This is a genomic window from Microvirga sp. 17 mud 1-3 (genome assembly GCF_003151255.1).
Lineage (GTDB): Bacteria > Pseudomonadota > Alphaproteobacteria > Rhizobiales > Beijerinckiaceae > Microvirga.
The window spans coordinates 698,739-725,695 of record NZ_CP029481.1; the positions used below are offsets into that span (position 1 = coordinate 698,739).

A 26,957-nucleotide genomic window follows, 5' to 3' on the forward strand; every position below is an offset into this window, starting at 1 on the left:
AGCCGGAGTTCCGGCTCCGCATGTCGGCAAAGGTTATTCTGCAGCTATCAGGGATGGATGACCCGCTGCTTCCAGCGCCACTGCCGTTGACTGGATCACGGCCGCAAAACGCACGGCTGTGTGAACCTCGGCGGCGCCGACACCGGCGTCCCGAAGAACTTTTTCGTGGCTGTCGATGCACAGACCGCAACCGTTGATAGCCGAGACGGCAAGGGACCAGAGTTCGAAATCGATCTTGTCCACCCCAGGATTGCCGATCACGTTCATGCGCAGCCGCGCCGGCATCGTGCCGTACTCCTTGTTGGAGGCAAGGTGCACGAACCGATAATAGACATTATTCATCGCCATAATCGATGCGGCCGCCCGGGCCGCATCGAGGGCCTGTGGCGACAAATGCGCCTTGGCCTCTTCCTCAAGTGCTTGCGCCACCACTGGGTTCCGGGTGGCAAGGCCGCAGGCGACGAGGAGGCCGTACTTCCGCTGGGGCGAAAGGCTGTCGTCTGTCGCAAGGGCAGACAGGTTCAGGCGCACGTCCTTCGCAAAGGCCGGCAGCTTTTCTTTGAGGCTTTCGATGGACATGTGAAACCTTAAGCAGCCTTCAGCGTGTCGCCGCCAACCTCGCGGTTGCAGGGGCAGAGCTCGTCTGTCTGCAGGGCATCGAGCACACGCAAGGTATCCTTGGGATTGCGGCCGACATTGAGATTGGTCGCATAGACGTGCTGGATCGTATTGTCGGGATCGACAATGAAGGTATAGCGGTAGGCAACCCCATCAGGTGCTCGTACACCCAGACCATCGACGAGCGACCCGTTCGTATCGGCAAACTGCCAGATTGGGAGCTTATCAAGATCCCGGTGATCACGGCGCCAAGCCAGCTTAACGAACTCATTGTCGGTCGATCCGCCTAGAACAACGGCATCACGATCGTCGAACTCACCGGCCAGACGGGCGAATTCCGCAATCTCAGTAGGGCAGACGAAGGTGAAGTCCTTCGGATAGAAAAAGATAATCTTCCACTTGCCCGGGAAGCTTGCCTCCGTAAGGGCCTCGAAGGCGCTCTCGCCATTTTCGACATGGTTGTTGAACTTCGGCTTCACGCCGGTGATGGAAAAGGCAGGCAGCTTCTGGCCGATACCCAGCATCGGAAATTCTCCTAAAGTGGAATGTTGCGGCGCAGTGATGCAAAAGCCTCGCCAAAAGGTCAACAGGGCTGTCTGAAAAAGGGCCGAACAGGAACTGAAGGGGCCGCGACCCCGTTGAGAGAAAAGAGGATGCCTTGGAGGCACGGCTTGCAAGGCATTGATCAGACAGGAGAAATATGATGCCCCGTGGTGACAAGTCGGCTTATACGGATAAGCAGAAGCGCCAAGCCCAACATATCGAGGAATCGTATGAAGACCGGGGTGTGCCCGAGAAGGAAGCGGAGCGTAGAGCCTGGGCGACAGTGAATAAGGATTCGGGTGGCGGCAAGAAGGGCGGCTCCGGCCGAAGCTGACGGAGATAATCTCGGTTCACGAGAACTAGAAAGTATGCATGGCACGGGCGGTCCCGATCGACTGCCCCGCCAGCACGGGCTGGTCTTCGTCCTTTAGACGCTAGCACCAAGCAAAATGCTGTGGTGCCGGGATATGGCGCAATCCTTGGATCGCTTCATGCGAGCTAGCGGGTGAGCTTGCCGTATGTCCGGCCGTTAGCGGTGCTGCTTGCTAAGCCATAGGCGGAAAGCTTCGGACGGCTGCCAAACTGCAGGATGGAGCCCAGACGGTTTGACTTGCGGTTCGGTACCCAATTTTCTGCCGTCTAAGGCCGCTCTCCGAGTCCTATAGGGGCTTTCATCTGCGTGATAATGCGGCATTATCTGGAACTCCTATCCATCTCAGATAGGGGCTTCCCACCGTTGTGCGGTCCCCGCTTCCCAGGAGAATGCCTTGCTTACGAGTTCCGCTGCCGGAGTCTTCGTGATTTGTCCTACGCCTTTCCACAATGACGGCAGTCTCGATACCGGGTCGACCGACACAATGGTGGAAGCCTTCCTGGCTGCAGGCGCGACTGGTCTTACCATCCTTGGGATCATGGGCGAGGCTCCGAAACTGGCTGCGGAGGAAGCACTTTCCTTTGCCAAGCAGGTGATCGCAAGGGTTGCAGGACGCGTCCCGGTCGTAGTCGGTGTATCTGCTGCTGGCTTTGCCGCTATGTCGGCTTTGTCACGCAAAGTCATGGATGCCGGCGCAGCTGGAGTCATGATCGCCCCACCAGCCCATCTTCGGACGGACGATCAGATTGTGTCCTATTATGCCGATGCGGCTGAGGCCGTCGGTCCGGAAACGCCTTTCGTGATTCAGGATTATCCTCTGGTCACCGGCGTTGTCATGACGCCTCAGGTCATCATGCGTATTATCGAGCAAAACCCATCATGCGTCATGCTTAAGCATGAGGATTGGCCTGGTCTCGACAAGATTACGACCCTGCGTCGGGCCACTGAGGCCGGTCAAGTGCGTCGGGTATCGATCCTCTGCGGAAATGGAGGCCTTTTTCTTCCTTTCGAGATGGAAAGAGGAGCCGACGGGGCAATGACGGGATATGCCTATCCGGAGATGCTCGTGGGCGTCGTCAACCTGATGCGACAGGGTAAGCGCCGAGAAGCGCATGATCTCTTTGACAGACACATGCCGCTCGTTCGATATGAAACTCAGCCCGGTGTCGGGTTGTCCGTGCGCAAGTATGTGCTCCAGAAGCGTGGCATCATCGCATCGGCAGCGCTGCGTAAACCCGCACCGAGGCTCACTCCTGAAACAATCGCCGATATTAACTGGATGATGGAGCGCATTGAGCGCCCGCACGAGGGAGCCTAAAACATGGAAACGAATCTCAGAGGGAAACGTGCACTTGTGCTCGGTGCCAGCAAGGGACTGGGTTTCGGAATCGCGCAGGGGTTAGCAGAGGAGGGGGCTCGCGTTGCCATCGCAAGCCGCACCATGGAGGGCTCGACGTCGGCCGCTGACAAGATCGGTGCCATCCCTCTCGTTTGTGATACGGGAAACGTTGACCAGGTCGATGCGTTGGCAAGGGATGCTGTATCCGCATTGGGTGGTGTCGATGTACTGGTCTTAAACAGCGGTGGACCACCACCCGGAAAGGCGCAGGGTGTTTCGTCAGAGCAATGGCGAAACTCTTTCGAAGCCATGTTCGTCAACTTGGTTCGGCTGACCGATCATTTGCTGCCTGGGATGATTGAGCGCAAGTTCGGTCGAATTATCTCCGTGATCTCATCGGGCGTGATCCAGCCAATACCGAACCTTGCTATCTCCAATGCGATCCGTCCGGCACTCGTCGGCTGGGGCAAAACTCTTGCCAGCGAGGTTGCTGCATTCGGCATTACCGTCAATGCAATTGCTCCCGGACGGATCGCGACTGATCGGCTGAAGCAACTCGATGCCGCCAATGCGGAGCGTACGGGGCGATCGGTCGAGGATGTTGCTGCAGCTGCGCGGGCCGGGATTCCGGCTGGGCGCTATGGAGAAATTTCGGAGTTTGGCGCAGCGGCAGTCTTCCTCGCCAGCGAGAGGGCTTCGTTCGTGACAGGATCCATCCTGCGTGTGGATGGCGGCCAGATCTCCTGCACTTGATCTCTGACGCTGTTCATCTTAGCCCAATCCAGAAGCCGCCGGAGTTATTACCTTCGACGGCTTCTATCGAAGACGACGCGCTATCGCGTCGTTGACCTTGCTTGTTGCAGGTAACTATTTCCCAATCATTCGCGCGAAAGACGCAACCCGCCCCGAACGAGCTTCTGCCAAACCTCCTCTGCATCGTCTGCGAAGTCCATAAGCTCGTGATCGAAAGGGTCCGTCATTCCGTGCTCGATCAGAGCAGGGAAATTAATGATGTGAGTCCAATATTCCTTATCAAACAGTACAATGGGCAGGGGGGGAGCCTTGCCTGTCTGACGTAAGTTTAGAATTTCGAATAACTCATCGAGTGTTCCGAAACCACCTGGGAAGACCACAAGGGCATTGGCTCGCATGGCCAAGTGCATCTTACGCATTGCGAAATAATGAAATCGGAATGTCAGCTCCGGCGTTGAATAGGGATTGGGGCCCTGTTCGTGCGGTAGAGTGATATTGAACCCGATTGATGGCGCTCCCACGTCTGCCGCCCCTCGGTTTGCGGCTTCCATAAGACCTGGGCCGCCTCCCGTGGCAATGACGTTGTCGCGAACACCGTTTCCTACCGTAAGAGCTCCGCCTCTTTGGGAAGCAATAGCCGCAAATGACCGGGTCTGCTCATACCAAAAGCCCTGGCGCCCTGGTCCATTCTCTCGAACGCGAGCGCTGCCGAAAACAACGATGGTCGAGCGGACGCCCCATGCACGCAGAAAATGCTCTGCCTTGGCGTATTCCAACTGGAAACGGACGCCTCGCATATCGTCGCCAAGAAGGAAGTCCTGGTCGAGCGCAGGAAGCCTGTATGACGGCGATGCGATTTGAGCAGCGTTCGAAGCGTTCTCGTCATCCATGATCGTCTCCTTCCTAATGCCGGAGTCTAGCCGACTAGACTTGAAGCATCGACTTTCGCCAAGACTTGAGGTCATCAAGCGAGACGTTCGAACCGCAAAGCACAAGTCCGATCACGGAGTCTTTCGGAAGGGAGGGTGCGACTTTCGCAGCGGCAGTCAGGACGCAGGCGGCTGCTGGCTCGCACAGGACCTTTTCAGTCTGAAGGAGCCAAGTCAGATCTTCGACGACAGGTCTGTCCTCGACAAGGATAATGTCCTGCAAAAACTGCTTTGCGGCGGACAATGTCCGGTGCGTAGCGAAGGGGGCGCCTAGTGTCCGGGCTATGGAGGTGGCATGGATGGTGACGGGCGCATTGGCCTTCAAAGCCTCGGTCATCGTCGGGGCACCTGTCGTCTCTACGCCGTATATTGTGAGGTCTGGCCGCTTTGCCTTGAGAGCAGTAGCCACACCGGACATGAAGCCGCCTCCGCCGATCGACACGAACACATGAGTGAGGTCTGGTGTATCCTCGAGAAATTCAAGGCCGAGTGTGCCGTGGCCGGCGATAATTGCCGGGTCGTCATAAGGATGAATAAATAGCATGCCGTCGTTTGCATAAGCTTCCGCTTTGGCAAAGGCCTCCGCCGCATCTTCACAAAGCTCTATCGCAGCACCGTAGCGCGTTGTCAGATCAATATTGAAGCGCGGTGTGGCCTTCGACATGAGGATGAGCGCTTTCATCCCAAGTGTGCCGGCCACATACGCAAGTGCGATGGCGTGATTGCCCCCTGACACGGTCACGAGGCCCTTCTGGCGCTCGGTATCGCTCAAGCACAGTATCTTATTGAGAACTCCTCGGACTTTAAAAGAGCCTGCAATTTGCAGAGCCTCCAACTTGAGAGCTGCACGGCGGCCGAGGCGTGTAGCGACCTCTTGACTATCGAAAGCGGGAGTCCGCCTTACACGCCCGGAAATTCGTCCGCGGGCAGCCTCGACATCGGAAAGTGCAACGTCAAACCTCTCCATTAATCTGTCCTCTCTACGCAAGGGCGATACAATCGATCTCGATGAGAATATGCCCTGGGAAACGTGAAACCTCTACGGTCGACCGAGCCGGATAAGGCGACGAGAACATGTGGGCATAGACCTCGTTCATGGCGACAAAATCATCCAAGTTTGCGAGAAAAACTGTGGTCTTGGCGACTTTCTCCAAAGAACTGCCGGCCTCTTTGAGAATTGTACCCAGATTTTCAAGTACGGCCTTCGTCTGAATCCGGATGTCGCCGGACCCGATCAGGTTCCCGCGTTCATCGAGAGGGAGTTGCCCGGACACGAAAATCATGTCGCCGAGTCGTACGGCTTGGGAGTAAGGGCCCATCGGGCGAGGGGCTCGGTCTGTCAGAATTTGGGTGAGAGTCATGGCGGGTCCAGAAAGATGGCGGATCATGGTCGTATGATTTGGACTTCGTCAATCCAGGACGCATCGCGACCTCACGAATGCAGGAGGCTTGACCATTGAGGGGAGCGGGCACGATGCTGGCTTCCTTGAAGGAGGTCTGCCGCATGTCTCTGTCACCTCGCGAGATGCTTGCCCGTCTGGTCGCTTTTCCCAGTGTCTCGACCGTCAGCAATCTCGATCTCATCAATTTCGTCCAAGAGTGGCTTCAGAGCCATGGCGTCGACAGCAACCTTGTTCACAGTCCCGAGGGAGACAAGGCCAACCTTTATGCAACGATAGGACCTAAGGTCGAAGGTGGCGTCGTGCTCTCCGGGCACACCGATGTTGTGCCTGTAGAGGGGCAAGTCTGGACAACGAATCCTTGGACGCTGACAGATCGAGACGGGCGCCTCTACGGGCGCGGGACCACGGATATGAAGGGGTTTAATGCCCTGGCTCTGGCGCTTGTCCCGGACATGCTCGCGGCTAATCTGAAGCGCCCCATTCATCTTGCTTTGTCCTATGACGAAGAGCTTGCCTGCAGGGGGGCTCCATCCATGGTCAGAGCAATGGCCGAGACAATCCCCACACCCGCCGCCGTGATTGTGGGAGAGCCGACGCGTCACTGCGTCGTTACAGGCCACAAGGCCTCCGTCCAACTGCGGACGCGGCTTGCTGGGCATGCGGTTCATTCGAGCCGGGTGGACCAAGGCGTCAGTGCGGTCATGAACGCAGCACGGCTGGTCGTCTGGCTCGAGGATATCATGGAGCGCAACCGGCAGGAGGCAGACCCTGAAAATCCCTTCGAGCCTCCTTATTCCACGCTACATTGTGGAGTGATGGAGGGGGGCAGTGCGGCGAACATCGTTTCATCTTCCGCTTGGTTTTTTACGGATATACGAGCCATCCCGACGGAGAACCCCTGGCAATACGTGGAGCGGTATAGGGAATATATCAAAGAGATCATCGAGCCTCGCATGAAGGCGATTGCTCCGGCAGCCGGCGTCGAGGTCGAGGTGGTGTCCGAGGTTCCGGGCCTGAGCCCGGAGGAGGATGGGCAGGCGGAGGGACTGATGCGGCGCCTAACTGGCGATAATGCTACGCACGTGGTCGCCTATGGCACAGAAGCCGGTCTCTTCCAGGCGAACGGCTGGTCGACTGTCGTCTGTGGCCCTGGAGATATCGCGCAGGCCCACCAACCCGATGAATTCATAGAGATCAGCGAGCTAGAGGCCGGAGAGCGCCTGCTTCGGCGCCTTATCTCGGAACTCGCGGCCTGATCGGCGACGCACTAAAGAAGACAGGGACTAGACCGTAGCCCTATTCCCTGGGTAACCTCCCGTTCGGAGGAGGCAAGATCGGCATAAAGCCAGGCTTCCAACCCATAAAACATCGCGCAACGACGCGGGACTTCCAGTGGAGAACCAACAGAGATGACGATCCGAGCCAAAATTCTTGCGGCTGCCGCCGCCGCCCTTCTTGTAGGAACGGCGCTGCCGGCCATGGCCGTAACGCTCCGATATGCGAACCAGGGAGACCTTAAGTCTCTCGACCCCTACACTCTTAACGAGACCACGACCAATGCTCATCTGGGCCATATCTACGAGGGACTGACCAAACGCGGACGCGACCTTAAGGTTGAGCCGGGTCTTGCAGAGCGATGGGAGGTCAGTGATGACGGGCTGACTTGGCGCTTCTTCCTTCGCAAAGGGGTGAAGTTTCACAATGGCAATCCTTTCACAGCAGACGATGTGGTCTTCTCGGCCAATCGGGTTCGCGCCCAAGGGTCCAACTTCCAGACGCGGGTGCCGAGCGATGCCGAATTCGTCAAAGTTGATGACTACACGGTCGATGTAAAACTCAAGAAGCCCAATCCGATCCTGAATTACCAGTGGGATACATGGTACATCATGGACAAGGAGTGGAGCGAGGCCAACAACACGGCCGCACCGACACCGGCCGCTGCTACAAGTCCTAGCTATTCCTCACTCAATGCCAATGGCACGGGGCCGTTTAAGATCGAAAGTCACCAGCCGGGTGTGAAGACTGTCTTCAAGAAGAATCCGGATTGGTGGGGCAAGGTCGAGCACAATCTGGACGAAATCGTTTTCACGCCGATCAATTCTGATGCAACGCGGGTGGCGGCTCTCCTGTCAGGTGAAGTCGATGTCATCGAGCCAGTCCCGTTGCAGGACATTCAGCGTGTCAACAGCAGCCCCAATGCGCAGGTTCTCACCGGTCCAGAACTGCGCACGATCTTCCTCGGATTTGACCAAACTCGCGACGAGTTGCTGTTTTCCAACGTCAAGGGAAAGAATCCATTCAAGGATCCGAAGGTTCGTGAGGCTTTCTTCAAGGCCATCGATATCGAGACCATCAAGTCGAGAGTCATGCGCGGTCTTTCGACGCCATCGGCCCTTATGATCGCGCCGGAACTCTTCACCTATTCGAAGGATTTTCAGCGCCCGAAATACGATCCGGACACCTCCAAGAAGCTTCTGGCTGAGGCCGGCTATCCTAATGGCTTTGAGGTCGGAATGGATTGTCCGAACGACCGCTATGTCAATGACGAGGCAATTTGCCAGGCAGTGGTTGGAATGCTTGCCCGCGTTGGCGTGAAGGTCAATCTCATGGCACAGCCGAAGGCGCAGTACTTTGCCAAAGTGCTGAAGTCCGGAAATTATCAGACCTCGTTCTATCTCCTCGGATGGACCCCGGGCACTTTCGACAGCCATAACGTGCTCTATGACATCGAAGGCTGTCGGGACGATCAGAGCTCCTCGCGTGGAGAGTCAAATCTCGGCAACTACTGCAATAAGAAGCACGATGAGCTTGCCGACAAAATCCTTGTCGAGAACGATAAGGCCAAGCGTGATCAGCTGATCAAGGAGGCGTTCCAGATCACGACCGCGGACTATGGCTACATCCCGCTGCATCAGCAGTCCCTGTCCTGGGGTGTCTCGAAGAAGGTGAAGCTCAGCCAGCGCGCCGACAATTCCGTGCTGCTCTATTGGGCACACAAGGAATGATGCGCTCTTGAACCTGGGATCCTGGGTGTTGCTTTGTGACACCCAGGACGCTTTTGGCACGAGCTGTGCAGTCCGATGCACAGCTGAAGGGATCATGAGCTTTACCAATGCTTGCTTTTATCGTCCGTCGTATATTCCAGGCTATCGGCGTCCTGCTCGCCGTTGGCATCATTGCTTTTTCAATGTTCCGGTTCGCAGGAGATCCGGTCAATCAAATCGTATCGATCGATACTCCGGCCGCTCAGCGCGAAGAGGTGCGTCGGTCGCTTGGGCTGGACGATCCTGTGCCTATCCAGTTCGCGCGCTACCTTGGAGGGGCGGTACAAGGAGACTTCGGTGTATCCTACCAGTTCCGGCAACCAGTTTCGGACCTCCTGGCAGAACGGATGCCGGCAACTCTCGAACTCGCGTTTTGTGCTACGGTCTTTGCTGTCGTTTTTGGTATTCTGATGGGAGTCTATTCGGGCCTGAAGAGGGATAGTACTCTTGCCAAGCTGTTTCAGACCGTTTCCTTGATTGGCATCTCACTGCCCACGTTTCTCATCGGCATCCTCCTGATCTATCTTTTTGCCGTGACCTTGGGTTGGCTACCCTCATATGGGCGAGGGGATACCGTTCGCATCGGCTGGTGGTCGACAGGATTGCTGACATCGACGGGCCTTCTTGCGCTGATCATGCCATCGATCACGCTTGGTCTGTTTCAGATGACGCTCATCATGCGTATTGTGCGTGCAGAGATGATGGAGGTGTTGCGAACCGATTATATCAAATTCGCACGTGCCCGTGGCCTCACGACGCGGGCGATTCACTTCGGTCATGCTCTAAAGAACACCTTGATCCCTGTCATTACGATCGTCGGCCTTCAACTGGGATCGGTAATCGCATTCTCGATCATCACGGAAACCGTCTTCCAGTGGCCGGGAATGGGGCTCCTGTTTGTCCAGGCAGTACAGAATGTCGATATCCCGATTATGGCAGCCTATCTGATGCTCGTGGCGTTGATCTTTGTGTTGATCAACCTCGCTGTCGACATCCTTTATACTGTCGTTGACCCGCGCCTGCGCTCCACCATTCGTCAACCAGCGTAACGGAGGCGGATATGACGATTTCTACGCAGGCACCCTCTGCTGCTCAAAGCCTCCCAACCTCTCGAATTGGGCGCCTTCTCGATAGCGATATTTGGGCAAGCTTCCGGCGTTCGAAGTTGACCATGACGGCAGCGGCACTCACGCTGATCTTTCTCCTAGCCGCGATTTTTGCAGGGATCCTCTCGCCGCAAAATCCGTTCAACCCGGCCGAACTCGATCTGCTCAACAGTCGCCTTCCACCCATATGGGAGGCAGAGGGACAGGCGCCGTTCTTGCTGGGAACTGACGAGCAGGGCCGAGATATTCTCTCTGCTATTCTATACGGATTGCGTATCTCGCTCCTGGTCGGCTTCCTTGGAGTCGCATTCTCGGCGACGCTTGGGATCAGCCTGGGACTGATTGCAGGCTACTTTGGTGGCCTCGCAGATACGTTGATCATGCGCGTCGCGGACGTCCAGCTCACGTTTCCGGCCATCCTGATCGCGCTTCTCATCGATGGTGTGGTTAAATCCGTCCTGGGAGGAAACCTCGATGCGACGACCATCCTTTCCGTTCTGGTATTCTCTATTGGGTTGAGCTTCTGGGTCCAGTACGCGCGTACGGTGCGGGGCTCCGTGCTGGTAGAGAAGAACAAAGATTATGTTGCAGCAGCGCGCTTGATCGGACTGCCGGCGCCCGCGATCCTGATCAAGCATATCCTTCCAAACGTGACGGGCCCCGTTCTTGTCATTGCGACGATCAATCTCGCTCTCGCGGTAATTACCGAAGCGACGCTGTCCTTCCTCGGCACGGGAATGCCCGAGACGATGCCATCCTTGGGAACCTTAATCCGGATAGGGAACAACTATTTGTTCTCCGGCGAGTGGTGGATCGTTGCATTTCCGGGCATAGCTCTCGCGGCTCTAGTTCTCGCCATCAATCTGTTGGGCGATTGGTTGCGCGATGCCCTCAATCCCAAGCTGCGTTAGGGAGGCGAAGTTATGGATGATCCTGTTCTTTCCGTTCGCGACCTTCGCGTTGAGTTCGTGACCCGGCGCGGCATTCTCAAGGCCATCGACGGTATCTCGTTTGACATAGGTCGAGGCGAAGTCCTTGGAGTAGTCGGTGAGTCGGGCGCGGGCAAGTCCGTAACCGGTTCTGCCGTAATCGGCCTGATCGATCCTCCAGGTCGCATCGCAGGGGGGGAGATCCTCCTGGATGGCCGGCGAATCGACAATTTGCCCCCTGAGGAAATGCGTCGGATCCGTGGCAAGCGGATAGGGATGATTTTCCAGGACCCTCTGACGAGTCTCAACCCGCTCTATACAGTCGGGGAGCAATTGGTTGAGACGATCAGGACGCATATGCCTCTGTCGGCATCCGGCGCTCGCAAACGGGCGATAGATCTTCTGGCAGAGGTTGGGATTCCTGCACCTGAGCGAAGGATCGACAGCTATCCTCACGAGTTCTCCGGAGGCATGCGGCAGCGTGTTGTCATTGCACTTGCACTTTGCGTAGAGCCTGAACTCATCATCGCCGACGAACCGACAACAGCACTCGATGTATCAGTTCAGGCCCAGATTATATCGCTCCTGAAAAAGCTCGGCCGCGAGCATGGCACGGCTATCATGCTCGTGACGCATGATATGGGTGTAATCGCCGAAACGGCAGATCGCGTGGCGGTGATGTATGCCGGCCGCATTGCCGAAATCGGTCCTGTTCGAGAGGTTGTACGGCAGCCGCTCCATCCCTATGCGCAAGGATTGATGGGAGCCATTCCCTCTCTTCGTGGTGAAGCACTACGTTTAGCTCAGATCCCTGGCTCGATGCCGCGACTTTCCGCGATCCCAGCAGGGTGCTCTTTCAATCCACGCTGCCAGTTCGCGTTTGATCGATGCCGAGTGGAGCGACCTGAGGCTATTTCGCGTGGCAAGCACCCTGTCGCCTGCCATCTCTACGATTCCGCCCCTGCTGCAGTTGAGGCCGTCGCGTGACCGAAAAGCCTTATGCCGAAGTGAAGAACCTGCACCGGGTTTTCGATGTATCGAAGCCTTGGCTCAACCGGCTCCTTGAGGGTGGAGAACAGCAATTTCTAAAGGCTGTTGATGGAGTGTCTTTCCAACTTCAGAGAGGAGAAACCTTCGCCCTTGTGGGTGAATCGGGGTCGGGGAAGTCGACAGTTGCCCGCATGGTCGTTGGTCTCCTCCCGCCGACGGGCGGGAGCGTGTCGATCGATGGCGTGTCCATGATCGGACGTTCCGCAGGTAACGAGCGTCAAAAATTGCGCCGTCGTATTCAAATGATCTTTCAGGACCCGTATGCCAGCCTCAATCCACGCTGGCGAGTCTCGGAGATCATCGCGGAGCCAATCCGAGCCTTTCGGCTCATTGAGGGGGAGAACAACATCCGCGCCCGAACCAACGAGTTGCTGTCGTTGGTTGGACTTCATCCGGCTGATGGAACGAAGTTCCCGCATGAATTCTCCGGAGGGCAGCGACAGAGAATTGCGATTGCGCGGGCTCTTGCGTCAAACGCAGAGTTCATCGTCTGCGACGAGCCAACCTCTGCCCTTGATGTTTCCGTGCAAGCCCAGATTCTCAATCTCATGCGAGATCTGCAGGATCGTCTGGGGCTTACATACCTCTTTATTAGTCATAATCTCGCTGTTGTGAAGCACATGGCAACGCGGATTGGTGTGATGTATCTGGGACGGATCGTTGAGATTTCAGGAGGACAAGAACTCTTCTCTCGCCCGCAGCACCCCTACACGCAAATGCTTCTCGACGCGGTGCCCGATATGGACATGGCGGGACGTGAGCGTGTGCCGATAAGTGGAGAAATCCCCAATCCTATCAATCCACCAAGTGGCTGCACGTTTAATCCACGTTGCCCCTTTGCCAATGACAGGTGCCGTCGGGAGGCTCCAGCGCTTGTCAATGGTGTTGCCTGCCATGCCGTTCATGAAGGACGTCTCGCTTCTCCAGCTGCAGCATAGGGTCGCGGCATCTATAGAAGAGACATCCGCTCCGTCCGGTGGAGGCGGACAAAGGCGGCTGACGTTCGGCAGCCGCCTTTATTGCGAACTATGCAGCTCGAACGTTCCTTAGGAAAGCTTCCACTTCCTGGTTCAGAACAGAGGAGCTCCGCGAGAGGTCGCCTGCAGATGATAGAACCTGAGCCGCCGCGGCGCCTGACTGTGTCGCCGCATCCTGAATATGGACGATATTGCCGGTTACTTCGCGCGTTCCACGAGCAGCTTCGTTAACGGAGCGGGCAATTTCCTGCGTGGCTGCCTGTTGTTCCTCCGCCGCTGCCGATACGGATGTCGCTATTTGGTGCATGTCCTCGATCGTCAAACCGATCTCTCGGATCGCCGCGACGGCAGCCTGAGTATCCTGCTGTATCCGAGAAATCTGGAGGGAGATTTCGTCAGTGGCCTTCGAGGTCTGATTTGCAAGTTCTTTTACCTCGGAGGCAACGACAGCAAACCCTTTTCCTGCCTCGCCGGCGCGGGCTGCTTCGATCGTAGCATTAAGAGCGAGGAGATTGGTCTGGCTTGCAACATTGCTGATAAGGGCAACAACGTCCCCAATTTTTTGTGCGCTTGCAGCCAGCGCTTCAACACGCTCATTCGTTACGCGTGCCTTCTCGACCGCAGCGGACGCGATGTGAGACGATTGCAGAACCTGCGTGCCGATCTCGCCCGCAGATGCAGCCAGTTCTTCCGTCGCGGCAGCAACGGCCTGGACATTAGAAGAGGTCTCCTCTGAGGCCTGAGTCACGATACTCGACTGTTGATGGGCTTGGTGAGCCATTGAGGCCATGGACTGTGCTGTTACTTCCATCTCTTGGGCTGCAGCAGACAGATGCTGTACTAGGCTGCCAATGCTGCCTTCAAAGCTATTGGCAAGCGTGACCATTTCAGCATGCCGTCTCTGAGCTGCCATTTCGTCGACATGCGCCTGGTTCCGTTTGATCTCCTCAGCCTCCGACATCGCGGATGAGAACACCAACATGGCGCGCCAAATCTCACCAACTTCGTCCGTCCCGTGTTTCACATTAGGAAGGCGAAAATCTCCTGACGCGAGCCTCCGAATAGCATCTGTAACCGCTTGAAGAGGACGAGAGATCTGTAAATAGCCCATCATTCCGCCGACGACCATGCTGCCGATGACGCCAATCAGGGTTAGGCTGATAAGAAGTGTAAGATGTTGAGTATAGGACTCGCGCGCATTGTTATTGATTGCCGAGAGGCCGTCGTTGCTCCTCTTGGTGATGTTATCTATGGCCTGCTGAAAGGCCTTGCGGTTGGCTCTATTCCCCTCATTGAATCCCTGCTCGGCTGCAGCCTCCGGCGAAACCTGAGTACCTAAACGAACGGTTTCCGTCCTAAACCTCTTAAACTCCGCTGCGTCTCTTTTTACTTGTTCAAAGTGGGGTTTGTCGGCGGCGGGAACGAGAGGGCCCCATTGCTCAAGAAGCCTGTCAATTTCCTCTAAAAAGGTTACAACACCCTTCGCGTATTGCTGAGCCTCGGTCGTATCCTTCGCGGCATAGATTCCTCTGGCATCCATAACGACTGCGGTGACAAGACGGTTCAGGCGCTCACTGTAAAGAGTTCTTGCCGAAGCCGCCTTGCTGTCTTCAAGCGCTGTATTGAAACCCTGAAGCGTATCGATGCTGACTGCTGCGATGCTGGCGGTTACCAAGCTGAGTGCTCCAATAAGAGCAAATATCTTCGTGCGGATTTTCATTGCGCTGCCCGAGAAGGAATTGACATGGAAAGCTAACGAACCAAGTTGTAAATTATATGTGAATAAATGCTCGCATTCGCCTTTGATGGCCAAGTCTCCCAAGCGAAAACCTCTATTGAAAGCTGTGTTTAGAATAATTTGGGGACCGCCTCTTTGCATGATGGAAACGAACGCGGGTTTGCATGGGCGCTTTATGCATGTATTGGCGTGGTAATTAACGGTTTATAGATGGCTTTGCCTCTATTGGTTGACCTTGAGGAAGGAGCTTCTAGGGAGTTCCTGGCCAGAGACTCGAGCGAGCTCGTTATCCACTTATTGAGAAGCCTAGCCCGTGAAACATTGCCTAATAGTCGATGATTCAGCCGTTATTCGTAAGGTTGCGCGCCGTATCCTAGAGGAACTCGCATTTACCATTACAGAGGCAGAGAATGGCGAGATTGCACTCTCCGTATGTAGGGATGGTATGCCCGACGTTGTGCTTCTGGATTGGAATATGCCCGTAATGAACGGGTATGAGTTCTTAACGCACTTGCGCCAAGCCCCGGGCGGAGAGAAGCCTAAGGTTCTGTTCTGCACGACGGAGAATGACATCGCGCACATTACACGCGCTCTGCAGGCAGGTGCAGATGAGTATATCATGAAGCCATTTGACAAAGATATTGTCGCTGCAAAGCTGCAAGAAGTCGGTCTCGTGTAATCTCAGCGAGCGGTTCGAATATTTTCAGATGTTAGGCTTTGATAATGCCGCTACCAGTTGCAGCTCAGATAAGTTCCCAGCCAGGGCGGGCGCGAACACGTGTCATGGTTGTCGATGATAGCGCGGTTGTTCGAGGGCTTGTGACACGCTGGCTTACAGAAGCCGGAGAATTCGATGTCGTCACGACAGCGTCCAATGGACGTCTTGCGCTTGAAGCACTCGATCGCTTTGATCCCGACATCGTTCTCCTCGATCTCGAAATGCCCGAGATGGATGGGGTCGATGCGTTACCCTTGTTATTGAAGCGCCGCCCGGGGGTGAAGGTTGTCGTTGTCTCGACCCTTACACAGCGTAATGCTCAAATCTCTCTCAAGTGCCTTTCTTTGGGAGCTGCGGACTACCTGGCCAAGCCGGGTGGGCAGCGGCAGTCTGCTGCTGTGGATGAATTTCGAAAGGAACTGATAGATAAGCTTAACGCGCTCGCTTCCAGAAAGAGCAGAGGGGCTGAGAACACTGCAGTCGCCACGTCACAGCAGCCGAAACTTCCGAGGAAGCCTATAGGAACGCGTCCAGAGTGCCTCCTGATCGGAGCATCGACGGGCGGCCCGCGTGCGGTCGAGCGGGTCCTTGTGGGGCTTGGTCCAGCAATCAAACAAGTCCCGATCCTAATCGTCCAGCATATGCCGGCTATGTTCACGAGCGTCTTTGCCGAGCATCTTAGAGGGCAAACAGGTGTACATGCGCGTGAGCCGCTGGATGGAGAGCTTATCCAGCCAGGTGTCGTTTTCGTCGCTCCAGGAGGGCGGCACATGGGGCTCCTGGCCAGCCGGAATGGTCCTATCGTCCGTCTTGATGACACTGCGCCCGTCAATTTCTGTCGGCCCGCTGTCGATGTGCTCTTTCGCGATGCTGCGGCAATCTACGGCGGCGCAGCCCTCGCGGTCGTGTTGACCGGGATGGGCTCCGACGGAACGCATGGTGCGCGCTTGGTCGCCAATGCTGGAGGGGCCGTCATTGCTCAGGACGAGAGCACAAGCATCGTCTGGGGAATGCCAGGAAGCATCGTAAAAGCAGGACTGGCGCAGGAGGTCCTTCCTCTTGAGGCAATCGGCCCTACGCTAAAAAATTACATCACAGGTCTCTCCTCATGAACGAGCCTGATTTCGAATATCTCCGAGCTTTCTTGAAGGCCCGCTCCGGGCTCGCACTTCCTCAAGAGAAGCGCTACCTTGTGGAAAGCCGCTTGGCCGCCATTTGCAGAAGTTTTGGTGTCGCCGATCTGACCGAACTAGTGAAAGCTGTTCGAGGCGGGCGAAACCTCGCATTGGAGAATGCCGTCATTGAAGCAATGACGACGAACGAGACCTTCTTCTTTCGTGACAAAGGTCCTTTTGACCTATTTAAGGATGTCTTGCTGCCGCGCTATCTAAGTTCCAGAAGTAACGTTCGGCATCTCCGAATCTGGTGCGCAGCTGCGTCGACAGGTCAGGAACCTTATTCTCTTGCGATGCTTCTTGAAGAGGCTGCGCCACGCCTTGCTGGTTGGAAGATCGACATCCTTGCGACGGATATATCGAATGATGTGTTGTCCAAAGCCAGGGCTGGACTCTACAACCAGTTTGAGGTTCAGCGGGGGCTGCCGATACAGTTGTTATTGAAGCACTTTACACAGGTCGGAGACCAGTGGCAGATTTCAGCGAAAATGCGATCGAAGGTCGAGTTTAAGCAGCTCAACCTCATTAAAGATTTCAAACATTTCGGTGCTTTTGATATCATTTACTGCCGGAACGTACTGATCTATTTCGATAGCCCCACAAAGAGTGATGTACTCAAGCGCATCTCCCATGTTTTGGCGCCAGATGGCTCCTTGATCTTGGGGGCGGCCGAAACAGTGCTTGGTCTTACAGATGCTTTCCAGCCCGATGCTTCTCATCGAGGTCTTTATGGAAAGAGCCCGGAAAAGGTGGGTCAGAATGTGCTGACGCCAGCGCTCGCCATGTCTCGCTAGGCTTCCGGTATCGTCTGGGCTGAGGATTTCTTGCCATTCGCTCTTAGCGCGCGGGCTATCCTCAGCCGTTTGCAGAACTTGTTGTCTGACTCTGCCATTTCCCTTTGGAGCACTAATGCTCCAGAGCGATACGCGATATTTGAACGAAGTTTCGCCCACAGTTTCGGATCTTATAGATTTTCTCAGGCAGCTAAGCCTTAGCGATATCAGGTGTCGAGCACATCCCAAAATCGTCTGACAATCGGGCGCTCGTTTGCAAGGAAGCGATAGATACGAATGTCGACACTGAGGTCCCAGGACGGATCTCCAGCGCGAACGATGCGGCCTGCGACAAGGTCATCTCCGAGAATACTCTCGGGGATCCAGGCAAGACCCCAGCCGCATAGCGCCATTGCCTTCAGACCTTCAGACATAGTGTTTTCATAAACTTGGATGCGCTCCAAGGGACGATGCTCGAACAGACTCGTCAATGCATGGCCGAAGAAAGCCCCAGGACCATAGGCCAGGTAGTGAACTGGATTGCAGAACTCATCGATTCGATGAAGTGGGCGACCTTCAGCATCTGGCGCTGAGACGGGGATGATGTTCTCCTGGCCTAAGGTTCGATACATGAAGCGGGTCTCGTCGATCATGATGGGAACGTCAGGATGGGCATAGATAAGAAGGAAGTCGCTTTCCCCTTCGATGAGAGAGTTTACAAAGCCTTCCATGCTGCTGTTATCGGCGCTCAGGCGAGTTGAAAGAGTGCCAAAGCGTGGCTCAAGGCTTCGAAGCCAGCGTGGATAAAAGGTGATCGACAGAGTATGGAGCGCAGCAAAGCTCAGGGTATTTGCTCTGATGCCCTGGCTTTCGCGAATCTCATTGCGGGTTCGATTAAGGCTGGTCACGGCTTCCCGCGCAACCGGAAGAAAGTCCTGGCCTGCCTGGGTAAGATGAGCCGGATAGGTGGCGCGATCGACAAGAGGGACGCCAAGCCACGCTTCAAGCTGCTTGATGCGTCGGCTGAAGGCGGATTGCGTGACATGACGCTCTTCAGCTGATCGGGAGAAGCTCAACGTGTTTGCGAGGCTGATGAAATCCTCAAGCCACTTGATCTCCATGTTGGGCTCCAAGTGTGACCAATGCACGCTTTCGCGTTGTCGAGGCGGAGCATCGACAGCAAACTATGTCGTGGTGACAGCAGCACACTATCCAAGTCACTCTGGCAAGCAAGATCGGGCCATTAAGCGCGGACATAAAATGATATAACGAACGCGCGCGCTAGAATGTTGAATGGACCTTACTGCGACCAGAACTCGCGATAAATCGAGGACATCAGTACAAATGCTACGTTATAAGCAAGGTGTTCTCGCTGGCCTTATGTAGCGCGCTCAAACTGGATTACTCGGCTCCTGTTCAGGAAAAGCGCGATATGATTGCCATCGAAGACGAGACTTGAGCGTTTCGTCCACGGGCCATCCATGCCATCCATGAGAAGTCGCTTGCCTCCAAGCGGTGAGAGAGCGGCGCTCGTTCTTGCAGGACCGACGCCCATCTCCAGTTTGTCGCCCCTGATCGTGAAATCCGAATGATAGGCCGGGCATATCCAGTGACCCTGGGCGTATGACAGGCAGTCATCAGGCTGAACAGGGAAGAAGCGGCGGGCAACATGTCCAACCTCACCCTCGATAGCATTTCCTGTCCAGCGCAGGCGCATCGGCATGTGGGCTGAAAGCGAGACTGACCATCCATCCTCCCCTTGGTAGAGAGTTTCTCCTGCACCAAGGAAGGTTGCAACACCATCCTTCATCTCAAGCCAGAATGGGCCACTGTCTGTCGCGTACAGGCCGTTCGGAATTGAGATGCTGCGCGATGGCAAAGCGTGCCCAAGAAGCGACGCCATAACCTGGAGTGCTAAACTCGACGGTGCAGTGTCCTCGCGGTTAGATACAATGACGATACCGATATTGCGCTGAGGATCGAGAAGAAAATAGTTCTTATAGCCGGCGTGCGAGCCGCCATGGCCGACGAGCCAGTTGGTGCCGATTTGTGACCAAGCGAGCCCAAGCCCATAGCGGGTTGCCCGTCCATCGGCGAGGAATCGCGGCGCAGAGAGCCGCTCCAGCCAACCTGCCCCGGGGCCTCTGTTGCCTAGAAGCGCCTGTAGCCAAATCGCCAAATCGCGCGCACTGCCCGTCAGGCTGCCGGAGGCTGAGAGGTGCAGGCCCGCTGTCCCAAGCTGCCAACCCTCTTTGGATCGCCAATATCCCGGTACCAAGCCGGGTACGGGGTCGAACCATCGTTCAGGAGCTCGAAGAGCGATCCCGAGCGGCCGTGAGGTGCTCTCCTGGATCAGCTCGTCGAAAAGCAGTCCTTTGTTCTTCAGGGCGGCTTCGACGAGGCGGTAGCCTGTATTGGAATAGGAAATTTCGTGTCCAGCCGGAAAGTTCACACTTCCTAAGCTATAGAGAAACTCCAGGATCGGCTGTGCGTCCGTCGCCGTATAGACGGATAGGCCCAGCAAGGACAATGTATCGCGCACATCAGGCAGACCGCCGGTCATGTCAAGAGCCCGCCCGACGGTGACATCGGCCATGGGGCTGCGCAAATTGGGTAAATGGGTCCCTAGGCGATCTTCAAGGGTGAGCTTGCTTCCGTGGCTTAATGCCATTGCGGCAAAGATATGTTTAGTGATTGATGCATATCGCACGACACTGCCGCTAGAGAATGGCGTGCCTGTTGCCAGGCTCTCAAGGCCACCGCAGGCTTCAATCTTGATGTCTTTCGCGTCGAAGAGCACGATTGCCCCGCCGGGACCTTCCTCCCGAGCCCACATGTCGGTGATATGGGCGGCAGCTTCCTGAGCCGAAGACCAGTGCAAATCGGTCGAAGCAACAGACATCATCAGTTCCTGAGCTGAAGGAGATGGAAGGCTTAGATGAATCGCGGATTAGGCAGCTTCTTCGAGGTCGATGCTCAGAGCGCGCAATTGAGCCGTATGCGGATGGCGAGTCCTGCCAGCCCGCAGATCCTCAGAACTCAGCTGCTCGACCATCTCTCCGCCGATCATAACTCCAATCCGAGGACACAGATGTGCAATAACCGCGAGGTTGTGGCTGACGAGGACATACGTCAAATGTCGTCTCTCGCGCAGATCCGCGAGGAGGTTTAGGATTTCCGCCTGGACAGATACATCCAGCGCACTGGTAGGTTCATCGAGAAGGAGGACCTCCGGCTCTGCAATCAGCGCTCTTGCAATTGCAACACGTTGACGTTGCCCTCCGGAGAGTTGATGCGGATAGCGGAAGCGCACTGTGCCCGGCAATGCAACCTCAGCCAGCACCGTGTCTATACGTCGATCGATGTCGCCGATCCCATGTACCAGAAGAGGCTCGCTCAGAATGCGATCAATTGTCTGGCGGGGATGCAAGGAGCCGTAAGGATCCTGAAACACCATCTGGGTTTTACGGAAGAATGATTTGTCACGGCGCGGGCGCATGACCTTTCCGTCGATCGTGATGTGTCCAGACCATTCGGAGTTCAGACCAGCAAGGGCACGAAGAACGGTTGACTTGCCCGAACCGCTCTCTCCGACGATCCCAAAGCTGTCTCCGGTCTTAACCTGGAAAGAGATCCCCTTCACGACCTCGTTGTCGCCAAAGCGGACGCGAAGCTGGTTAACGTCGATCATGATTGAAGCCATGCGGCGTCGCGGCTCAAAACCGGCAAACGCGATTTGGGATGAGCAAGAGAGGGCAGGCAGTTGAGCAGGCCCCGCGTGTAAGGATGCTTGGCTTGACTGAGGCTGCCTGCTGCAAGCTCCTCCACGATGCGTCCCGTATACATGACCGCAACACGGTCGCAGAAATGAGAAACGAGGGGGAGATCGTGACTGATGAGGATCAGACCCATGCCGCGACGGGACACGAGATCCTCCATGAGACGCAGAATCTCCGCCTGAACAGTCGCATCCAGAGCACTCGTCGGCTCGTCGGCAATCAACAGCGACGGGTCAGGCGCCAGCATCATGGCGATCATAATGCGCTGGCCCATGCCTCCCGACACCTCATGTGGATAAAGGTCGTAGACGCGGCGCGGCTCTCGGATCCGCACTTGGTCGAGGAGGTCGACGGCGGCGTCCCTAACTTCCTTGCGCCCGCCACCTTTGTGGGTTCGCCATGCCTCTGCCACTTGCCGGCCGATCGTCATGACGGGGTTGAGCGAGTATTTCGGATCTTGAAGGATGAACCCAACCCGTTTGCCGCGGATGCGGCGCATGGCACGCTCGTCGGCCTTCACGATGTCCATGCCATCGAAGGAGAGGCGGTCCGCCGTAATGGTTGCGCTCTGTGGAAGCAGGCGCATCAAGGCGCGTGCCGTGAGCGACTTGCCCGAGCCGCTCTCCCCCACGATTCCAAGCTTCTCGGTGCCAAGAGAGAGTGAAATGCCGCGCACCGCCTCGAAGGTGCCTGTTCGGGTCTTGAAAGACACCCGGAGATTTTTGATATCGACCAGCATCATCGTTGCTTCGGATCGAGAACATCACGAAGGCCATCCCCCAAGAAATTGAAGGCTAGGGAGGCCAGGAATATGGCAAGTCCAGGAATGGTGGGAACCCACCATTGCTCGAAGATAAAACGCTTGGTAGTCGCGATCATTGCTCCCCATTCGGGTGAGGGCGGCTGGGCACCCATGCCGAGAAAGCCGAGGCTCGCGGCCGTGATAATGATGGAGCTCATATCCAGTGTGATGCGCACGATGAGGCTCGGAACGCACAACGGAGCTACATGCCGGAGCACGATGCGTCCTGATGGAGCACCCGTCAGACGGCAGGCAGCGATGAAATCGCTGTTGCGCACGGTCAAGGTCTCGGCTCTAGCAAGGCGCGCGTAAGGAGGCCAAGCCGTCAACGCGATTGCTAGGATTGCGCTCTCCACACCCGGCTTTAGGGCGGCCACGAAGGCCAGGGCCAGGATGAGGCGAGGAAAGGCCAGAAAAACGTCGGTTACGCGCATCAGCATCCGGTCGACAATGCCGCCTGCATAGCCAGCGATGCATCCTATGGCGAGACCCAGCGGTGCCACCAGGACAACCACTGCGATCACCATGCCGAGTGTCACCCGGCCGCCATAGAGGATACGGGAGTAGATATCGCGACCGAGCTCGTCCGTGCCCAGCCAATGTGCCGCTGAGGGGCGGGCGAGGCGATTCGTTAGGTCCTGTGCACCGGGATCATATGTCGCAAGTAGCGGGGCTGCTAGGGACAAAGCGATGAAGGCCACAATGATTATGAGGCCTATCATCGCCAATGGATTTGATCGCAGGTCGAGCCATGCACGGTAGCGTCGGCCCCAGGCGGCCTGGGTTCGGGAGGCCGGCGTTTCCGCCAGCAACCATTCGCGAGAAAGGACTGTACTCATCTGACACGCGGGTCCAGCTGCCGATAGAGAGCGTCTGCCAGCAGATTAAGGCCGACATAAACCAAGCCGACCAGCAGAGTGGCACCGATTACCGGGTTCATATCGGCGTTCATAAGGGAAACAGTGAGGTACTGCCCGAGACCTGGCCAACTAAAGACCGTCTCGGTGACGACCGCGCCTTCCAAAAGGCCTGCATAGGTTAGGGCTAGCACGGTAACGAGCTGAACGCCGACGTTTGGAAAGGCATGTATCCAAATCACTGTCGCCGGCGATAGGCCCTTCGCTCGTGCAGTGATGACGTATTCGCCATGCAAGGCATCCAGCATGAAGGCGCGCGTCATGCGTGTGATATACGCCATGCTGAAATAGGCCAGAATACAGACGGGCTGCACCATATGGGCCAGAGCATCCCAGAACGCGTCCCAGTCCCCGGCAATCAAGGCGTCGATCGTCAGAAGGCCGGTTACATGGGGCACCATATCCTGGAATATGATGTCCTGCCGCCCAGGGCCTGGTGCAATCCCGAGAACTGCATAGAAGACGAGAAGCGAGATTAGAGCCAAGACGAAGACAGGAACTGAGTGGCCGGCAAGACAGACGACACGGATTGCTTGATCAATCCATGTGCCTTGCCGGACGGCAGCCCAGACCCCTAGAGGAATTCCGATCAGAGCTGCGACGATGATCGCTGCTGTGGCAAGCTCCAATGTTGCCGGAAAATAGCGGGCAATGTCGCTAGTAACGAGATTCCTTGTCAGGATTGATCGACCAAGGTCGCCATGCAGCAGTTGTCCTAGAAAATAAAGGAACTGCTGCAGGATTGGCTGGTCCAGACCCATTTCCTGGCGAACTCTTTCGACGACCTCCTGAGGGGCGTTGTCCCCAACCGCGGCGAGTACCGGGTCGATGGGCATAACACGCCCGATTAAGAAGGTGATGATCACGAGCCCGATGAGAGTGAGAGAAACGCTGGCGAGAAGACCCGCCAGCGCGCTAAGTCGCTTCTTCACGCCTTGCTGGCCCCCGCATAGGAGTGAGTGTCAGAGAGTGTGCCCAGGCGCACCCCAGAGACGTTTTTGCGGCAGGCGGCCGTTGTAACGGCCTGCATCATGATCGCGAAGGGGCTGTTGGCCATGTGGTCGCGCTGGAGCTTTTCGTAGAGAGCAATACGCTTGGCAGGGTCGCGCTCCTTAAGAGCTTCCACAGAGCGCTCCGACATCTGCTTGTCCTGCCATGACGAACGCCAGGCAAGCGTGCGGTTGCGGGCGTCGTCGCCGTTGTCCGTGTTAACGCAGAAAGCTTCCACATTGGTATTCGGGTCGAAATAGTCGGAGCCCCATGCGGTCAGGATGAGCTCATGCTGGCGAGCGCGCATTTTGGTCAGGACCTGGCGGTTCTCTGCAGCCATTAGCTTAACACGAATCCCAATCTCGGCGAGGTTCGCCTGGATGGTTTGGGCGATGTCCGGATAGGGCTGGGCAGAGTAGTGGTCCATGGTCACCTCAAAGCCCTCTGCCAGTCCAGCCTCCGCCATCAGTGCCTTCGCCTTCGCCAGATCCTTCTGGTAGGGCTTATCGTCGATCGCGCCCGGGAAGCCCCCTGGAACCATGCTCTGATGCACCGTGTGCGTCAGGGGCACGATATTCTTCTGAATGCCCTGGTAGTCGAGGGCCCATTTGATAGCCTGCCAGACCTGCGGCTTTGCAAGGTTGGAGCTCTTCTGATTCATGGAGATGACCATGAGCGAGGCCACTCCCTTCCGGACCAGATTGTAGTTGGCGTCGCCCTGAAGTGTGCGGAGCTGCTCGGTCGTCAGATTGCGCGCAACATCTGCATCGCCCTTTTGAAGCATCAGGAGTTGCGCGGACGGGTCGACAATGTGGCGGAGGATGATCCGCTTGACATTGCCTTTCTGGCGGGTGGGATTGGCATCGAGCATGATGCTCTCGCTCGGCTTCCAGGAACGAAGCACCCACTCACCGGATCCGGCCGTATTCTGACGCAACCAGCCGTTGCCGAGATCGTCGCCCTGCGCCTTTTCGACAGCCACCTTCTTCTCGACAACGCTGCCAACATTGGCAGAGAGGCAGTAAAGAAGGAAAGATGGAGAGGTTGGCTCTTCCAGTGTTAGCACCAAGGTATTGGCATCGCGGGCCTTAATGCGCTCAGCCGCATTGTCCTTCGTGAAACCAAACTGGTTAATGATGAAGGCCGGACCCTTGTTCATGATCACAGCGCGCTGCAGCGAAAAGGCCGCGTCCTCAGCGGTTACAGGCTGGCCGCTTGCGAACTTTGCATCCTTGCGCAGTCGGAAGGTAATGGACTTGCCATCGGCGGCCGGCTCCCAGGATTCTGCTAGATCGCCGACGATTTCGGAGGGTTTGTCCAGGCTAGGCTTGACCAGTTTCTGATAGCAGTTGCTACTGATCTCGCTCCCCACGGCCTCAAAGCTCTCGTGAGGATCGAGACTAGTCATGTTGTCGAGCTGCTGCGCGACGACAAGGATGTCCTTCGGAGTGTCTCCAAACGCGGCAGACAGCGCCGAGTAGCTGAAGAATGACGCGGCTGCGGAGCCCGCGAGAAATGTGCGCCGATTAAACATCCCTGTCATCACCTCTGTTCAGGAAGATTGGGCTCTTGGCCCTTGTTGTCAGCGGAGGCAACCTATCGTTCCGATGGATGGCCTTCCTCTGTATGTCTGGTTTGGACAACCTTGAAACCGCGTTCCTATGTCTCGCTTGGATCCATAGGGTTTCGACAAAGAATCCGCACTCCAAGGTCATCTGCCTGAGCCGAGGAACGTACACGGTGTAGCTTTTGCCTGACAAATTCGGAAAATGGCATTCCTTATGCAGGAAGTGCATCAAAGGCCACCTCGATAGCTCTTATGCAAGTCGAGCATGACATCCGTCGGAATTAGAATTGGCCGAACCACTCAATGAAAATCTACACGGAATGTCCCTGAGGCAGAACGCCTTGCTCGCGAGCTCGAACCCATGACACCTGAAACACTCATCCCAGTCTTTGATGGACATAACGATGTATTGCTGCGCCTCTGGCGGGCAGGCGATAAATCTGCTGAGCTTGTGTTCCTTAACGGGGGAGGGATGGGTCATTTAGATCTTCCGCGCGCCAAATCAGGCGGCTTTGCTGGTGGTCTTTTCGCTATCTTCATTCCATCTTCGGCCAATGGTGTCGGGAGCGATGGAAAGCCGGAGGCCCTGTCGCCCTCTCTCGAAGAGGCACAGGCCGCGACTATTGAGTTGATGTCGCTGCTCGCTCGGATAGAGCATGCATCCGACGGGCGGGTAAAGATCTGTCGCAGTGGCCGGGATATTCGTATCGCCATGGAAAGCGAGGCTCTGGCGGCCGTTCTCCACGTGGAGGGAGCCGAGATGATCGACCCTGAACTGAAGATGCTCGACGTGCTCTATCAAGCGGGGTTGCGTTCCATAGGGCCAGTTTGGAGTCGGCCGAACATTTTTGGTTATGGCGTTCCGTTTCGTTTCCCCTCCACGGCCGACATTGGACCGGGCCTGACCGAAATCGGGTGCGAGCTGGTGAAGGCCTGCAATCGCATGAGGATCATGATTGATCTCTCGCACCTTAATGAGCAGGGGTTCTGGGATGTCGTCAGACTTTCGAGTGCCCCGCTCGTGGCAAGCCACTCCAATGTCTATGCCCTCTCACCGCATTCGCGCAATTTGACCGATCGCCAGCTGGACGCGATACGAGACTCGGATGGTCTGGTTGGTGTGAACTTCGGCACAATGTTCATTCGCGCCGACGGCCGCAAAGATCCGGACACGAAACTCGAGGAACTCGTACGTCATGTCGATTATCTCGTCGACCGCATTGGGATCGACCGTGTTGGCCTCGGGTCCGACTTCGACGGAACTACGGTCCCGCAGGGGCTGGCCGATGCCGGTCATCTGCCGGATCTCGTCAAGTGCTTGAAAGATAAAGGGTATAATGAAGAGGCGATGCGAAAGATCTGCCATGAGAATTGGATTGGCGTCTTGGAAAGAACCTGGGGCGCCTAAAGCATTGCCTCGGTCAGGCATCCGAC

General features: G+C 56.3%; 25 protein-coding genes and 1 pseudogene. 13 read left to right on the forward strand and 13 right to left on the reverse strand.

Annotated elements, in window-relative coordinates; all coding sequences use genetic code 11:
* Nucleotides 1-33 precede the first annotated feature (33 nt).
* Entirely contained in the window at nucleotides 34-579 is a 546-nt protein-coding gene (locus C4E04_RS03185; RefSeq protein ID WP_109594896.1) for a carboxymuconolactone decarboxylase family protein, read from the reverse strand.
* 8 nt (nucleotides 580-587) lie between these two features.
* Nucleotides 588-1,142 carry a peroxiredoxin gene (locus C4E04_RS03190; protein WP_109594898.1) on the reverse strand — a complete coding sequence of 185 codons (555 nt, stop codon included), beginning with the start codon at nucleotides 1,140-1,142 and terminating at the stop codon, nucleotides 588-590.
* A gap of 179 nt (nucleotides 1,143-1,321) precedes the next feature.
* Between C4E04_RS03190 and C4E04_RS21130 the strand changes: the two are divergent.
* The 3 genes and pseudogenes from C4E04_RS21130 to C4E04_RS03200 all read left to right on the forward strand — a co-directional run.
* A pseudogene (locus C4E04_RS21130) lies at nucleotides 1,322-1,489 on the forward strand (plasmid stabilization protein); the annotation flags it as partial.
* A gap of 439 nt (nucleotides 1,490-1,928) precedes the next feature.
* Nucleotides 1,929-2,852, forward strand: coding sequence for a dihydrodipicolinate synthase family protein (locus tag C4E04_RS03195; RefSeq protein WP_109594901.1), 924 nt, complete (start codon nucleotides 1,929-1,931; stop codon nucleotides 2,850-2,852).
* A gap of 3 nt (nucleotides 2,853-2,855) precedes the next feature.
* Nucleotides 2,856-3,626, forward strand: a complete 771-nt coding sequence (locus C4E04_RS03200; RefSeq protein WP_109594903.1) for an SDR family oxidoreductase — start codon at nucleotides 2,856-2,858, stop codon at nucleotides 3,624-3,626.
* Between the two features lie 125 nt (nucleotides 3,627-3,751).
* On the opposite strand, the gene C4E04_RS03205 is transcribed toward C4E04_RS03200, so the two are convergent.
* The 3 genes from C4E04_RS03205 to C4E04_RS03215 are packed head-to-tail and all read right to left on the reverse strand — an operon-like array spanning nucleotide 3,752 to nucleotide 5,943.
* Nucleotides 3,752-4,516, reverse strand: a complete 765-nt coding sequence (locus tag C4E04_RS03205; RefSeq protein WP_109594905.1) for an LOG family protein — start codon at nucleotides 4,514-4,516, stop codon at nucleotides 3,752-3,754.
* 34 nt (nucleotides 4,517-4,550) lie between these two features.
* Nucleotides 4,551-5,522: a threonine/serine dehydratase gene (locus C4E04_RS03210; RefSeq protein WP_109594907.1), complete on the reverse strand. Its 972-nt coding sequence runs from the start codon at nucleotides 5,520-5,522 to the stop codon at nucleotides 4,551-4,553.
* Nucleotides 5,523-5,535: 13 nt separating this feature from the next.
* Nucleotides 5,536-5,943, reverse strand: a complete 408-nt coding sequence (locus C4E04_RS03215; protein WP_245416218.1) for a Rid family detoxifying hydrolase — start codon at nucleotides 5,941-5,943, stop codon at nucleotides 5,536-5,538.
* Between the two features lie 86 nt (nucleotides 5,944-6,029).
* Here C4E04_RS03215 and argE point away from each other — a divergent pair, with 86 nt between their 5' ends.
* The 6 genes from argE (at nucleotide 6,030) to C4E04_RS03245 (ending at nucleotide 13,025) form a co-directional block, all read left to right on the forward strand.
* On the forward strand, nucleotides 6,030-7,214 hold the full coding sequence (argE, locus tag C4E04_RS03220) for an acetylornithine deacetylase (protein ID WP_245416219.1): 1,185 nt from the start codon (nucleotides 6,030-6,032) through the stop codon (nucleotides 7,212-7,214).
* Nucleotides 7,215-7,367: 153 nt separating this feature from the next.
* Nucleotides 7,368-8,963 carry an ABC transporter substrate-binding protein gene (locus tag C4E04_RS03225; protein WP_109594909.1) on the forward strand — a complete coding sequence of 532 codons (1,596 nt, stop codon included), beginning with the start codon at nucleotides 7,368-7,370 and terminating at the stop codon, nucleotides 8,961-8,963.
* Between the two features lie 107 nt (nucleotides 8,964-9,070).
* On the forward strand, nucleotides 9,071-10,051 hold the full coding sequence (locus C4E04_RS03230) for an ABC transporter permease (RefSeq protein WP_109594911.1): 981 nt from the start codon (nucleotides 9,071-9,073) through the stop codon (nucleotides 10,049-10,051).
* A gap of 11 nt (nucleotides 10,052-10,062) precedes the next feature.
* Nucleotides 10,063-11,019: an ABC transporter permease gene (locus tag C4E04_RS03235; protein WP_109594913.1), complete on the forward strand. Its 957-nt coding sequence runs from the start codon at nucleotides 10,063-10,065 to the stop codon at nucleotides 11,017-11,019.
* Nucleotides 11,020-11,031: 12 nt separating this feature from the next.
* Nucleotides 11,032-12,024 carry an ABC transporter ATP-binding protein gene (locus C4E04_RS03240; protein WP_109594915.1) on the forward strand — a complete coding sequence of 331 codons (993 nt, stop codon included), beginning with the start codon at nucleotides 11,032-11,034 and terminating at the stop codon, nucleotides 12,022-12,024.
* Nucleotides 12,021-13,025, forward strand: coding sequence for an ABC transporter ATP-binding protein (locus tag C4E04_RS03245; protein WP_162559254.1), 1,005 nt, complete (start codon nucleotides 12,021-12,023; stop codon nucleotides 13,023-13,025). Before C4E04_RS03240 ends, C4E04_RS03245 begins: the two co-directional genes overlap by 4 nt.
* Nucleotides 13,026-13,113: 88 nt before the next feature.
* On the opposite strand, the gene C4E04_RS03250 is transcribed toward C4E04_RS03245, so the two are convergent.
* A complete protein-coding gene (locus C4E04_RS03250; RefSeq protein ID WP_371682030.1) occupies nucleotides 13,114-14,877 on the reverse strand; it encodes a methyl-accepting chemotaxis protein in 1,764 nt (587 codons plus the stop codon).
* 238 nt (nucleotides 14,878-15,115) lie between these two features.
* Here C4E04_RS03250 and C4E04_RS03255 point away from each other — a divergent pair, with 238 nt between their 5' ends.
* The 3 genes from C4E04_RS03255 (at nucleotide 15,116) to C4E04_RS03265 (ending at nucleotide 17,489) form a co-directional block, all read left to right on the forward strand.
* Nucleotides 15,116-15,481, forward strand: coding sequence for a response regulator (locus tag C4E04_RS03255; RefSeq protein WP_109594917.1), 366 nt, complete (start codon nucleotides 15,116-15,118; stop codon nucleotides 15,479-15,481).
* 104 nt (nucleotides 15,482-15,585) lie between these two features.
* Nucleotides 15,586-16,632, forward strand: coding sequence for a chemotaxis response regulator protein-glutamate methylesterase (locus C4E04_RS03260; RefSeq protein WP_109594919.1), 1,047 nt, complete (start codon nucleotides 15,586-15,588; stop codon nucleotides 16,630-16,632).
* Nucleotides 16,629-17,489 (forward strand): protein-glutamate O-methyltransferase CheR, encoded by an 861-nt coding sequence (locus tag C4E04_RS03265; RefSeq protein ID WP_109594921.1) that lies wholly within the window; start codon nucleotides 16,629-16,631, stop codon nucleotides 17,487-17,489. The genes C4E04_RS03260 and C4E04_RS03265 overlap by 4 nt, the downstream gene beginning before the upstream one ends.
* A gap of 206 nt (nucleotides 17,490-17,695) precedes the next feature.
* On the opposite strand, the gene C4E04_RS03270 is transcribed toward C4E04_RS03265, so the two are convergent.
* The 7 genes from C4E04_RS03270 to C4E04_RS03300 form a co-directional block, all read right to left on the reverse strand.
* Complete coding sequence (locus C4E04_RS03270; protein ID WP_109594923.1) at nucleotides 17,696-18,589, reverse strand: LysR family transcriptional regulator; 894 nt, start codon at nucleotides 18,587-18,589, stop codon at nucleotides 17,696-17,698.
* Between the two features lie 257 nt (nucleotides 18,590-18,846).
* Complete coding sequence (locus C4E04_RS03275; RefSeq protein WP_109594925.1) at nucleotides 18,847-20,370, reverse strand: serine hydrolase; 1,524 nt, start codon at nucleotides 20,368-20,370, stop codon at nucleotides 18,847-18,849.
* A 48-nt stretch (nucleotides 20,371-20,418) separates the two neighbouring features.
* Nucleotides 20,419-21,159: an ABC transporter ATP-binding protein gene (locus tag C4E04_RS03280; protein WP_109594927.1), complete on the reverse strand. Its 741-nt coding sequence runs from the start codon at nucleotides 21,157-21,159 to the stop codon at nucleotides 20,419-20,421.
* Complete coding sequence (locus tag C4E04_RS03285; protein WP_109600727.1) at nucleotides 21,156-21,986, reverse strand: ABC transporter ATP-binding protein; 831 nt, start codon at nucleotides 21,984-21,986, stop codon at nucleotides 21,156-21,158. The genes C4E04_RS03280 and C4E04_RS03285 overlap by 4 nt, the downstream gene beginning before the upstream one ends.
* A complete protein-coding gene (locus tag C4E04_RS03290) occupies nucleotides 21,986-22,888 on the reverse strand; it encodes an ABC transporter permease (protein ID WP_109594929.1) in 903 nt (300 codons plus the stop codon). The genes C4E04_RS03285 and C4E04_RS03290 overlap by 1 nt, the downstream gene beginning before the upstream one ends.
* Nucleotides 22,885-23,898 carry an ABC transporter permease gene (locus tag C4E04_RS03295; protein ID WP_109594931.1) on the reverse strand — a complete coding sequence of 338 codons (1,014 nt, stop codon included), beginning with the start codon at nucleotides 23,896-23,898 and terminating at the stop codon, nucleotides 22,885-22,887. Before C4E04_RS03295 ends, C4E04_RS03290 begins: the two co-directional genes overlap by 4 nt.
* A complete protein-coding gene (locus C4E04_RS03300) occupies nucleotides 23,895-25,490 on the reverse strand; it encodes an ABC transporter substrate-binding protein (RefSeq protein ID WP_109594934.1) in 1,596 nt (531 codons plus the stop codon). The genes C4E04_RS03295 and C4E04_RS03300 overlap by 4 nt, the downstream gene beginning before the upstream one ends.
* Before the next feature lie 394 nt (nucleotides 25,491-25,884).
* On the opposite strand from C4E04_RS03300, the gene C4E04_RS03305 reads away from it, so the two are divergent.
* Nucleotides 25,885-26,931, forward strand: a complete 1,047-nt coding sequence (locus tag C4E04_RS03305; RefSeq protein ID WP_109594936.1) for a dipeptidase — start codon at nucleotides 25,885-25,887, stop codon at nucleotides 26,929-26,931.
* The last annotated feature ends 26 nt before the right edge of the window (nucleotides 26,932-26,957 follow it).